The organism is Nocardia sp. NPDC050408, assembly GCF_044458905.1.
GTDB lineage: Bacteria > Actinomycetota > Actinomycetes > Mycobacteriales > Mycobacteriaceae > Nocardia.
The window spans coordinates 705,982-716,748 of record NZ_JBITIL010000002.1 but is presented as its reverse complement, the minus strand read 5'-3'; the positions used below and the strand labels follow the sequence as shown (position 1 = coordinate 716,748).

Sequence of the window (10,767 nt, the reverse complement as noted above, 5' to 3'; positions counted from 1 at the left end):
CCGATGGTCACCGCTTGGCCGGGGATATGGCGGCACTGTGCGGCGATGTGGTTACGGGCGCCCGGCTCCGTCCGGGACGGCAGTTGGTCGTGCGCGGGAGGGCGGCGCAAACTCGCCAGACATCGCGCCGCTCTAGAGGCCGGTGCGGACCCCACGATGGTCGCCGAGTGGAGCAGCGACATACACCGCGAACGGACCGTCCTGGCCGCTCAACTTACCGCCGCGACGAATCACGCCGTCCCCGCTCAACGAATGAGCCGCGACGAAATCCGTCAACTGGTCGATGCACTCGGTGGAATCCTGGCGATCCTGCGGGCTGCCGACCCCGGCGACAAGCTGGAGGTATACCGCGAACTAGGGCTGAAACTCACCTACAACCACTACGACCACGCGGTTACGGCCGAGACGAACCCACGGCCAGGTGTTGGCGTACTGTCTGTGTCCGGAGAGGGTATCGACCAGTACGCCAACCTCCTGCAACACCGAAAACTGCTAGTCATCGGCAAATAGCGGGGGCGTGACGGTTCTGGTCCGGTTGTCGCAGGCTCGTGTTTCTGGCGGGGCGTGTCGAGTATGGTACGGAGTCTCGACTCCATTCTGTTCCCGCTCGTCGTTCTGATCGCCTATCGCTCCTTCGGGCCGCATCTTGAATGTCCGAATCGCGTTCTGTACGAGTGTGTTGGGGTACCGGATGCGTGCACGCTGCCCACCGCTGAGCAACCGATCCGGGTCGCGGAGTTCGACAGGTTCTTCGCCGAGTCGGTGAGCCGCCGGCCGGACCGGACGCGGCTGGATCTGCTGGTGGCCGTCGACGCCGAACCGGCCGGTGGTGATCTGGCCGTCCGGGAAACGGGCTGCTGTTCATTCTTCACCTTCGCCTTCGACACCACCGATCCGGGGCCAGTGATGTGTGTCGAGGTCCCCGGCACCTACGTGGCCGACATCGTGGCGCGGCTATTCGTCATTCCCGGTAGAGATCTGAACGCGGTGCGCGCAACCGCCCGGCGGGACATCGCGGCTTACCTGAACGTGCCGGTATACGCGGATTTCACCGCTAGCTGGGCCGGGGCGAACAATTGGAGCCGATGTGGCGGGCATGGCGGGCCGGTGATCGCGCGGGCCGCAATACCCGACGAGCTCATAGACGAACTATTCCTTTACGGTACTTCTACTCAAATCGCTACTCGCATAAGGGATTACGTCGAAGCTATCGTTACCATACGGGTCCTCGCGATCATGCCGGCCGCCAGAGAAATGCCTCCCTCATCCATTGCAGAAATAGGACGTGCGTACATCGGCGATAGCTGATTGGCCGCCAGCAGATCCGATTACTGGCAGCGATAGTCACGCCTCGGCCCTACCGCCGATGCTGCAGGGATACGCTATTAACGAAGAGTTAACGCGCGTTGCCCAGTGCAAGGGACGTGCCGGCGGATGGTACACAGCCGATGGCCGAGGATGATCCTTTTCGGACAGTCCGTGACGGCTTCGAGCTGGTCACGGAGGAGTTGAGCGCGGCCGGGTTCGCCGACGCAGAGGAGATCGGGCGGGGTGGTTTCGGTGTGGTATTTCGGTGCACGCAGGCGGAGCTGGACCGAACGGTGGCGGTGAAGATCCTGACCGCCGAGCTGGATACCCAGAATCGGGCGCGGTTTTTCCGGGAGCAGCAAGCGATGGGCCGGCTGACCGGGCATCCGAATATCGTCACCATGCTGCACGCGGGTACCACCGAGCAGGGGCGCCCGTTTCTGGTTATGCCATACCACCCGTTGGGTTCTCTGGATACGCAAATCCGAGAGCACGGTCCGTTGTGGCTCGAGGCCGTGTTGTGGATCGGGGTGAAGATCGCCGGGGCGCTCGAGAGCGCGCATCGGTTGGGCATTGTGCATCGCGATGTGAAGCCGGGAAATGTTCTGCTGACCGACTATGGCGAGCCGGCGTTGACCGATTTCGGTATCGCGCGGATCTCCGGGGGGTTTCAGACAGAATCGGGGATCTTGACCGGGTCGCCGGCATTCACCGCCCCCGAGGTGCTCGAGGGCGAGGCTCCCACTTCCGCCACGGATGTCTATGGGTTGGGCGCCACCATGTTTTGCGCATTGACCGGCCATGCGGCCTTCGAGCGGCGCAGCGGGGAGAACGTGGTGACCCAGTTCCTGCGGGTCTCCACGCAGCCGGTGCCGGACCTGCGTGAGAGCGGCATTGCCGAGGACGTGTCCGCGGTGGTGGCGACGGCGATGAGCCGGGATCCGAAGCAAAGGCCGTCGGTGGCGGCGCTCGGGGAGGCCATCCGGCAGGCACAGCGCCGCCACGGCTTCGCGGTCGAGGAGATGGCGCTGCAGGCCGAACCGAGCCTGCAGCATCGAGGTCGGAAGTCGCCGCCGCAGGGATGGTGCCCGCCTGCGGTACCGCCGTTGGATCACCGCGGCGCTGGTATTTTGCCGCTCGAGTTGACCAGTTTCGTCGACCGCCGCACCGAGGTGGCGGAGGTGAAGAATTTACTGGCCTCGTTGCGGCTGGTGACGTTGACCGGGATCGGCGGGGTCGGCAAGACACGGCTGGCGCTGCGGGCGGCTTCTACGGTGCGCCGGGAGTTCGCCGACGGGGTGTGGCTGGTCGGGTTGGCCGACGTGTCCGACCCTGCGCTGCTGGTCGTGGTGGTGGCAGGTGCCTTGGGTTTGCGCGATGAGTCGGCGCGGCCGCTGCGGGAGGTGGTGGTCGAGTTTTTGTCCGGCCGGGAGTCGCTGCTGGTGCTGGACAATTGCGAGCAAGTGGCGGCGGCGGTGGCCGAGCTGGTCGAGACGTGGCTACGGTCCTGTCCGAATTTGCAGATTCTGGCAACGAGCCGCGAACCGCTGGACATTGCCGGGGAGGTGGTGTTGCGGGTGTCGCCGCTACCGGTGCCGGACCCGGATGGGGAGGTGTCGGGGCGGGGAGTTGCCCGCTATGAAGCGGTGACTCTGTTCTCCGACCGCGCGACCGCGGTGGTGCCGGGGTTCGAGCTCACGGAGGACAACAAGGCCACCGTGGCTCGGATTTGCGCCCGGCTGGACGGTCTGCCGTTGGCGATCGAGCTCGCGGCGGCCCGGGTGCGCACGATGTCGCCCGAGCAGATCCTGCAGCGCCTCGACGACCGGTACACGCTGCTCACCCGCGCCAGCCGTACCGCGCCGACGCGGCAGCAGACCCTGCGCTGGTGTGTGGACTGGAGCTATGCCTTGTGCACCCCGTCCGAGCAGCGGCTGTGGTCTCGGTTGTCGGTGTTCGCCGGCGGTTTCGAACTCGACGCCGCCGAAGATGTCTGTGGTGCCGATCTGGCGGCGGACAGTCCCCTGGATGTGTTGTCCTCGCTGGTGGACAAGTCGATCCTGATCCGGGTCGAGGACAAGGGGGTGGTGCGGTTTCGGATGCTGGAGACGTTGCGGGACTATGGTCGGCAGAAGCTGCAGGAGGTCGGCGAATACGCTGATATGTGTGGTCGGCATCGTGACTGGTACCAACGGTTGGCGCTGGACGCGGAGTCGGGCTGGATCAGTGACCGGCAGCCCTACTGGCTGGCCAGGCTCGAGCGTGAGCAACCGAATCTGCGCGAATCGCTCGAATACTGCCTGGCCGAGGACAGTGAGCAGGCGGCCGAAGCCGGGTTGCGGATCACCAGCGCGCTCTTTATGTTCTGGAGTTTCCGCGGCAAATACGGCGAGGCTCGATCCTGGATCGAGCGGGTGCTCACCCATCCCGCCCGACAGTCCATACCCGACCGTGTCAAAGCGCTGTACGTCGGCTGTGCCCTGGCTGCGATGCACGGCGACTTGGAGGCGGGCGCCACCTTGCTCGAGCAGGGGCGGGTGCTCGCCGAACAGGCTCCAACCCCGATGACCCAGGCGCTGATCACCTATGGCGCCGGCGTCCTGGAGTTCTATCGCGGTGAGCTTGCCGCGGCTTCCACCTCGTTCGAACGAGCCGCCGAGATCTTCCGCTCCGATCGGAGTGGATACCTCTACGTTGCTGTTCTGACCGGGCTCGGTTGGGTTCATGAAATGGCCGGCGACGCAAAACGGTCGGTGGAGTATCACCGGCAAGTGCTCTCGATTACCGAGGCGTGCGGCGAATCGCTGTTCCGGGCCTCCGCGCTACGCGACATAGGTATTGCCGCCTGGCTGGAAGGTGACTGGTCCAGGGCGATCGAGCTGGTCGAAAATTCCTTGCGAATCAACCGCCGGATGGGCAGCCCCGTCAATGCGGCGTTGAGTCTCGACCCGCTGGCCTGGATAGCTGTCGACAGCGGTGACACTGAGCGTGCGGCAGTGCTGCTCGGGGCTGTGCAGGAACTGTGGCGGTCCGTGGGGAACCCTGCGAGCATTGTCCCGATGCCGCAGTATCACGACGAATGTGTGCGACTAGCGCGCTCCGCCCTCGGGTCACGTGGATACGATTCGGCCATTCGGCGCGGCCAAGCGATGGGCATGGACGAAGCCGTGTCTTATGCCCTCGGTGAGCAGTTCATCGACACGTCGCATACGTCGGGTCCGTGGGTACCTCTGACCCGGCGCGAGCGGCAGGTCGCAGATCTCATCGCCGAAGGGCTCACCAACAAGCAGATCGCCGCCAAACTGGTAATCTCGCAACGCACCGCGCAGGGCCATGTGGAACACATCCTGACCAAACTCGGATTCACCTCCCGCACCCAGATCGCAGCCTGGATCGCAGAGGGCACCGAGCGACGGATTCCACGACCGTCCTGATCATTCGAGGAGTTGGCCGCGATCCTCACCCCAGGAACCAGCGTGTAATTGTCGCGAGTCAATGTCAGGCTGGGGGAATCCCGCTGCAACCCCGGTCGCGGTGTGGTGCCCGAACTCGGAACTGTTGGGGCCGAGCTCGAGGTATCCGAGCGCAATGAGCGAATCGAATCCGTCGCCCAACATGCCGGTATACCCCGTCGCGACCGGACCGATCTGTTGGCCCGGCGTCGTGACTTTCCGGCCTTCGGTCACGTAGTCGTCGGGCATCGGTCTACTACTCCGTTGGATATGCGCCGAGATCGCCGGGCCCAGTGGATGAATTCTTGTGTCGGACAGGAGGTTTGCGGATGGCGTCGTTTGATCGACAACGCGAAGAGCTACGGTCACGCACGCATCGCCGAAATGAACCAGCAGCTCGCCGAGAACCTCGACCGTATGATCGGGGAGCTGGGAGACGGCCGGGACCAGATCGAGGGGGCCGCGGATGCCGGCTGACAACTCTCACCTGATCGTTGCCTCAGCCCGTGGACGAGCTGCGGCAACCCGCCGACACGCGACCGCCGCTCTGCGGCGGATGGACGCCGCCAGCAGCCCGATCACCTTCGGGACCCTCGCCCGTGAAGCGGGCGTCTCCAGGTCTTCGCTCTATAACCAGCCCGACCTGAAAGCTGAGATCGAGCGGCTTCGAGTCGGTCGCCGTCCCGCGTCTGCGACCCGGACGATCCCAGATCGGCAACGGGCGTCCGACACCTCGCTGCTGCAACGTCTGGAGGCTGCCACCGAACGCAATCGTCGACTGGAGGCCGAGAACGGGGAACAATGGCTGCCGGGTGACGGCACAAACGCCCAAGAGGCTCAGAAATTCTCGGCGACGTGCTTGCCGAGATCGAGTTCGACTCCCTGAGGCTGCTGCAAGCCGCGTTCGGACAGGCTGCGCACGCGATCCGCGTTCTCCGGACGCCCTGGGGCCTGGACCGTCTAGCTGAGTTTACTACCACCCGCCAGATGGCACGTACGCCTGCCGTGCGGGAGCAGGCGGCTCGGGCAGGTTCTGTCGCGGGATGACGGTGTGCATCACGTGCGAGATCCCGCACAGGCAAAGGGGCGCGGCAGGTGAGCAGAAACAACCGTGCGTCCCCTCGCGGACCGGGCTGATTGCACGCCGGGGCATGTGACGACGAGACGGGCTGCCATACGACCGGCGAACCAGACCGGTCAAGGAGGCGCAGCCGGGGACATCCGCAGCGGACGCCGGACATAGACGGCGCTGCGGGACCAGCGGCCGGCCAGCCGTCAGGTGCGGCGGCCGCCGGCGAAGGCCGCCTGCTCCGAATTGCATGGAGCGGGCCGCAAGGCCTGCCTCGTTCGTTCGCGTCCGGTCATGGAGCCTGGAGGGTCGCGTCTGATCTGAAAGCTGCGCTACTTCCGGCCGGGGGAGGCGGCCGTCGGAATCAGTGCCATGGAGCTTTCGTCGACTTCGTTTCCGTCATCGTCGATGAACCCGACATGCACCGGTCGTTCGGTGCCCGCGACCCGGCGCAGGATGCTCGGCCCGTCCGGCCACGGCAGGTGCTTGTCGCCCCATTGCTGCAGGGCCAGCAGGACGACGAGGAGTTCCCGGCCGGCATCCGTGAGCACGTACGAGAAGCGAGCCCGCTCTCCCGGTTCCCGGTAGGGCACCTTCTCCATCACGCCGTATGCGACCAGCGTGTTCAGGCGTGCGGTGAGAACGTCCGGCGCCACACCGAGCCCGCTGCGGAACTCCGAGAATCGGCTCGACCCCGCCACGGCCTCGCGCAGGATCAGAAACGTCCAGCGCTCGCCCAGCACCTCCAGACTGCGGGCGATAGCGCAACTGTCATTCGGAATCCTGCCCATGCCGCAAGCCTACCCTGAGTTGACCATTCCAACTCAGAGGGTCTAAGTTGGAAAATCCTATCCAGCAGGGAGTGCTCTTATGCAGATCGAAGGACAGACCGCACTGGTCACCGGGGCGAACCGCGGCCTGGGACGTCACCTGGCAAAGCAGTTGCGCGACCGGGGCGCGACCGTCTACGCAGCAGCCCGCAATCCCGCAGCCGTCGACCTCGACGGCGTGAAGCCGATCGCCCTCGACGTGACCGACCCCGCCTCCATCGCCGCCGCGGCAGAGACGGCCGGCGACGTGTCGATCCTGGTCAACAACGCCGGTTCGGCCACCTACGCGTCGCTGCTGACGGGCGACTTGACGGACATCCGCCTGGAGATCGACACCCACTACCTCGGCACCTTGGCGGTCACCCGGGCATTCGCCCCCCAGCTCGGCTCTCACGAGAGCAGCGCGGTGCTGAACATCCTGTCGGTCGCCTCCTGGATCAACCACCCCGAGTTCGGTGCCTACTGCGCCGCCAAGTCGGCCTCCTGGTCGATGACGAACGGGCTGCGCCAGGAACTCGCCCCGCAGGGCACCCGGGTCTCGGCGCTGCACGTCGGGTACATGGACACCGACATGACCGCCGGCCTCGACGCGCCGAAGGCCGACCCAGCCGACATCGCGCGCATCGCCCTCGACGGTGTCGCCGCCGGCACCCTCGAGATCATCGCCGACGAGACGAGCAAGACCGTGCTCGCGGGTCTGTCCGGAGGCATCGGCGCGCTCTACCCGCAGTTCGGGACGGGGAAATTCACGCCCGCTTACGTCATCGTCAACTTCGATGTGCTCGACGAGCAGGCCGGCTTGGCCTACGCGGCCGTGGCCCAGCAGTCCATCCTCAACCACGGCGGCCATTACCTGGTCGCGGGACCCGCGCCCAAGCCCGTCGAAGGCACCTGGGACTCCTCCGGGTTCGTGGTCATCGAGTTTCCCGACATGGACCGGATCCGGGAGTGGTACGACTCCGCCGAGTACCGGCGGGCCCGGGAGATACGAAAGGACAAGGCCCGGGTGGCCATGCTGTTCGCCGAGGGCGCACCGCCCGAGGGCTTCTCCCGCCCGGCCTAGCCGTGCCGCTGGTGCAGTTGGACGCGCGGGTCCGCAACGAGAAACGGCGGGCGCCCGCCTGTCAATGGCCACTTTCAGGTGGAAACACGTCAGGGTGGACACGGGTACTGGCGTGATGTTCTCACGCCGCCGGTGATCACCAGAAATCCTGTGCGCCACTGGCGAACAGACCGATCTGATGGCCCGGGGTCGTGACTTTCCGGCCTCCAGTCACGTGGCCCTCGGGCATCGGTCTGCTCCGTTGGTTGTGCGCCGAGATCGCCTCGCCCAGTGGATATCCTTGTGTCGGACAGGAGGTTTGCGGATGGCGTCAAGCGAGGTTCCACTCGGCGATGATGCCGTCGACATCGTGCTCACCGAGCAGTGGGCCGCGCCCGTAGACCCGGCTGGGTGTGCGGGTCAGTTTGATGGGCTGACCGGCGACGGTAACCGGGGTGTCGCTGCCGGGTTGTTCGATCGGTACGAGCATTTCCCGCGCGGCGGTGTGCGGGTCGGCGTAGATGTCGGCGATCGAATTCACGGGACCGATCGGCACCTTCCCGCCGAGGGCGTCGACGACCTCTTTCGTCGTCGTAGTGGCGAGCCACTCTTCCAAGGCGGACCTGACCTCGATACGGTGGCGAACCCGAGCTGAATTGGACGTGTACCGCGCGTCGACGGCCATTTCCGGGCGACCCATAGCTTCGCAGATGATGGGCCATTGTTTGTCGTTGGCGGCCAATGCGATCCAACCGTCGGCGGTGGGCAGAATGTCGAACGGGCACAGCAGCGGATGCGTATTGCCTTGTGGCGCAGGGACGTTACCAGTGTAGGAGTACTGGTAGACGGTGCGTTCACACATCGATAGCACAGCGTCGTACATGGCGACGTCCATGAACTGTCCCTCGCCGGTCCGGCGCGCGTGATGCAGTGCGGCCAGAATGCCCACGGCCAGCAGTGTGGCCGGGAACAGGTCTCCGATGCCGGGGCCGGACTTGATCGGTGTTCCGTCGGGCGTGCCGGTGACTCCTAGGAATCCGCCCATCGCTTGGGCGACCACGTCGAATGCGGGCCAGCTCCTGTAGGGGCTGTCGCCGGTACGCGGATCTCCGAATCCGCGCAGGGTCGCGTAGACCAGCCTTGGATTCTCCTGCTGGAGAACTTCGTAGCCGAGCCCGAGCCGGTCCATGACCCCGGCGGCGTAGTTCTCGACGACGACGTCGGCGACGCGCACCAGTTCGAGGAGCTTGCCCTTGCCCTCTTCGGTCTTGAGGTCGAGCACGACACTGCGTTTTCCTCGGTTGACCGACTGGAAATATCCGGCCAGGCCGTCCCGGGAGTCACCCTCCCGGTACGGCCCGACCGTCCGAGTGGTGTCGCCCTGTGGAGGTTCGACCTTCACCACCTGCGCGCCGAGATCGGTCAACAGCATGGTCGCGTACGGGCCGGCCAGCATGGCCGTCAGATCGACGACCCGCACGTCTTCGAGCGGTCCTGGCATGACGTTCACCACCTCGGTGTTGATTTCAGTATCGGCCGGATCAGAGCAGCCCGCACAGGCGCGCGCGCTCCAGTGTGGTCTCGAAGACCCGGGTGGTAGCGGCGTCGACCATGATCCCGTTGTAGTTCGCCGCGCCCATTCCCTGCGCCTCGGCGTCCTGGACCGCGGTGACGATCTCGGTCGCGGTCTTGATCTCCGCTTCGGTGGGGGCGAAGACGTCGTTGGCGATGGCGATCTGGCTGGGGTGGATGCACCACTTGCCGACGCCGCCGAGGGTGGCGACCCAGCTCGCGTCGCGGCGGTAGCCCTCGGGGTTGGCGAAGTGGGCGTAGGGGCCGTCGATGGCGTCGATGCCGTTGGCGCGCGCCGCCACGATCATCCGGGTACGGGCGAAGTGCCAGATATCGCCGGGGTAGGCGCCGACCTCGCCCTCATCGGCAACTCCGACGTGACTGGCGCGCACGCCCTGGCTGGCCGACAGGTCGCCGATGCCGAGGATCAGCGCTTCGAGCCGTGGTGAGGCGGCGGCGATCTGCTCGACGCAGGCCAGTGCCTCGGTCTCCTCGATGAGCAGTTCCATGCCGATGCGGCCGACTTCGAGACCCAGCTTGTGCTCCAACTGGGTGAGCAGGTCGTCGACGAACCAGACATCGCGCGGCGACTTCACCTTGGGAACGATGATCACGTCGATGTTGGGGCCCGCACCGGTGACGACTTCGATGATGTCGTCGTGGCACCACTGGGTGTGCACGCCGTTGACACGGTAGGCGCGTACCTTCGTGCCCCAGTCCAGGTCGTTGAGCCCGGCGATGATGTTCGCACGGGCGCCCACCTTCGCGTTCGGCGCCACCGCGTCCTCGAGATCGAGGAAGACCAGGTCGGCGTCGCTGGCGGCGGCCTTGGCGATCATCTTGGGGCTGGTGCCCGGGGTGGACAGTTCGCTGCGGCGCAGGCGATTCGGTCGGGTGGCGGTCATGGTCAGCTCCAATGCTTCTTGCGTTTGATGAGGACAGTTCGCTCGCCTTCGAAGACCACGGTCTCGTCTTGGCGGCGACCCCAGTGTTTGAACCGGATGACGCCTGCGTCGTCGCGATCGGGGGCTTCGGTGGTGGCGAGCACCTCGGTGAAGGCCTCGATGGTGTCGCCGTGGTGTACGGGTGCACGGAACCGCAGTGCGGTGCAACCCAATTCGGCAAGCGCGTGTTCAGCGGTGTCCTGGGATGCCAGGCCGAACACCATGGATGCGGTCAGTAGGCCGAAGACGAGGCGGCCGCCGCCGAGCGGCGAATCCGTCAGGTAGTGCTCATTCCAGTGCCCCTGCGCGGTATTCATCGCCAGCTTGGACAGGTATGCGCCTTCGACCTCGTCGATGGTCGCCGCCCGGGCATGGCGAATGCGCTGACCCACGGCGAAGTCTTCGAACCAGCCGGTGGCCCCGAGTAGATCGGCATCGGATCGGCTCATGATCGGGCCTCTTTCGATAGGAGACGGTCGGTGGATCGTCGAGCTTTGTTCTGCGGCGCAACGTCTTCCGAGGGCCGCCGTGGGCCGCTGCGTTCCAGGGC

11 protein-coding genes and 1 pseudogene are annotated in these 10,767 nt (G+C 65.7%); 7 read left to right on the top strand and 5 right to left on the bottom strand.

The features are described from left to right. Positions 1 to 45 precede the first annotated feature (45 nt). The 3 genes from ACIBJI_RS08125 to ACIBJI_RS08115 all read left to right on the top strand — a co-directional run bounded on the left by ACIBJI_RS08125 (position 46) and on the right by ACIBJI_RS08115 (position 4,742). On the top strand, positions 46 to 510 hold the full coding sequence (locus ACIBJI_RS08125; protein WP_364342178.1) for a hypothetical protein: 465 nt from the start codon (positions 46 to 48) through the stop codon (positions 508 to 510). A 291-nt stretch (positions 511 to 801) separates the two neighbouring features. Then, positions 802 to 1,308 carry a hypothetical protein gene (locus ACIBJI_RS08120; RefSeq protein WP_364342175.1) on the top strand — a complete coding sequence of 169 codons (507 nt, stop codon included), beginning with the start codon at positions 802 to 804 and terminating at the stop codon, positions 1,306 to 1,308. 140 nt (positions 1,309 to 1,448) lie between these two features. Next, a complete protein-coding gene (locus tag ACIBJI_RS08115; RefSeq protein ID WP_396958873.1) occupies positions 1,449 to 4,742 on the top strand; it encodes a protein kinase in 3,294 nt (1,097 codons plus the stop codon). Here the strand turns inward: ACIBJI_RS08115 and ACIBJI_RS08110 are convergent, their stop codons facing one another. Further along, the gene (locus ACIBJI_RS08110; protein WP_364342169.1) at positions 4,743 to 5,009 is read right to left on the bottom strand and encodes a hypothetical protein; all 267 of its coding nucleotides are present in this window, start codon (positions 5,007 to 5,009) and stop codon (positions 4,743 to 4,745) included. Between the two features lie 90 nt (positions 5,010 to 5,099). Between ACIBJI_RS08110 and ACIBJI_RS08105 the strand changes: the two genes are divergently transcribed. Beyond that, positions 5,100 to 5,237 (top strand): hypothetical protein, encoded by a 138-nt coding sequence (locus ACIBJI_RS08105; RefSeq protein ID WP_364342166.1) that lies wholly within the window; start codon positions 5,100 to 5,102, stop codon positions 5,235 to 5,237. Continuing rightward, positions 5,227 to 5,646 carry a DUF6262 family protein gene (locus tag ACIBJI_RS08100; RefSeq protein ID WP_396958872.1) on the top strand — a complete coding sequence of 140 codons (420 nt, stop codon included), beginning with the start codon at positions 5,227 to 5,229 and terminating at the stop codon, positions 5,644 to 5,646. Before ACIBJI_RS08105 ends, ACIBJI_RS08100 begins: the two co-directional genes overlap by 11 nt. Positions 5,647 to 6,161: 515 nt before the next feature. On the opposite strand, the gene ACIBJI_RS08095 is transcribed toward ACIBJI_RS08100, so the two are convergent. After that, positions 6,162 to 6,620 carry a winged helix-turn-helix transcriptional regulator gene (locus tag ACIBJI_RS08095; protein WP_396958871.1) on the bottom strand — a complete coding sequence of 153 codons (459 nt, stop codon included), beginning with the start codon at positions 6,618 to 6,620 and terminating at the stop codon, positions 6,162 to 6,164. Positions 6,621 to 6,699: 79 nt separating this feature from the next. Here ACIBJI_RS08095 and ACIBJI_RS08090 point away from each other — a divergent pair. Beyond that, positions 6,700 to 7,380, top strand: a pseudogene (locus tag ACIBJI_RS08090) (SDR family oxidoreductase); the annotation flags it as partial. Then, positions 7,357 to 7,722, top strand: a complete 366-nt coding sequence (locus ACIBJI_RS08085) for a DUF1330 domain-containing protein (RefSeq protein ID WP_327101617.1) — start codon at positions 7,357 to 7,359, stop codon at positions 7,720 to 7,722. The pseudogene ACIBJI_RS08090 and the gene ACIBJI_RS08085, both read left to right, overlap by 24 nt. Positions 7,723 to 8,032: 310 nt before the next feature. On the opposite strand, the gene ACIBJI_RS08080 is transcribed toward ACIBJI_RS08085, so the two are convergent. The 3 genes from ACIBJI_RS08080 to ACIBJI_RS08070 are packed head-to-tail and all read right to left on the bottom strand — an operon-like array spanning position 8,033 to position 10,666. Next, entirely contained in the window at positions 8,033 to 9,202 is a 1,170-nt protein-coding gene (locus ACIBJI_RS08080; protein ID WP_364342157.1) for a CoA transferase, read from the bottom strand. A gap of 40 nt (positions 9,203 to 9,242) precedes the next feature. After that, positions 9,243 to 10,178, bottom strand: coding sequence for a CoA ester lyase (locus ACIBJI_RS08075; RefSeq protein ID WP_364342154.1), 936 nt, complete (start codon positions 10,176 to 10,178; stop codon positions 9,243 to 9,245). 2 nt (positions 10,179 to 10,180) lie between these two features. Next, entirely contained in the window at positions 10,181 to 10,666 is a 486-nt protein-coding gene (locus ACIBJI_RS08070) for a MaoC family dehydratase (protein ID WP_364342151.1), read from the bottom strand. Positions 10,667 to 10,767 lie beyond the last annotated feature (101 nt).

Excerpts from the sequence above, each read along its gene's own strand:
- ACIBJI_RS08125 (WP_364342178.1), top strand. The coding sequence starts at position 46 with ATGTGGTTACGGGCGCCCGGCTCCGTCCGGGACGGCAGTTGGTCGTGC.
- ACIBJI_RS08075 (WP_364342154.1), bottom strand. The coding sequence starts at position 10,178 with ATGACCGCCACCCGACCGAATCGCCTGCGCCGCAGCGAACTGTCCACC.
- ACIBJI_RS08080 (WP_364342157.1), bottom strand. The coding sequence starts at position 9,202 with ATGCCAGGACCGCTCGAAGACGTGCGGGTCGTCGATCTGACGGCCATG.
- ACIBJI_RS08100 (WP_396958872.1), top strand. The coding sequence starts at position 5,227 with ATGCCGGCTGACAACTCTCACCTGATCGTTGCCTCAGCCCGTGGACGA.
- ACIBJI_RS08070 (WP_364342151.1), bottom strand. The coding sequence starts at position 10,666 with ATGAGCCGATCCGATGCCGATCTACTCGGGGCCACCGGCTGGTTCGAA.
- ACIBJI_RS08095 (WP_396958871.1), bottom strand. The coding sequence starts at position 6,620 with ATGGGCAGGATTCCGAATGACAGTTGCGCTATCGCCCGCAGTCTGGAG.
- ACIBJI_RS08110 (WP_364342169.1), bottom strand. The coding sequence starts at position 5,009 with ATGCCCGACGACTACGTGACCGAAGGCCGGAAAGTCACGACGCCGGGC.
- ACIBJI_RS08115 (WP_396958873.1), top strand. The coding sequence starts at position 1,449 with ATGGCCGAGGATGATCCTTTTCGGACAGTCCGTGACGGCTTCGAGCTG.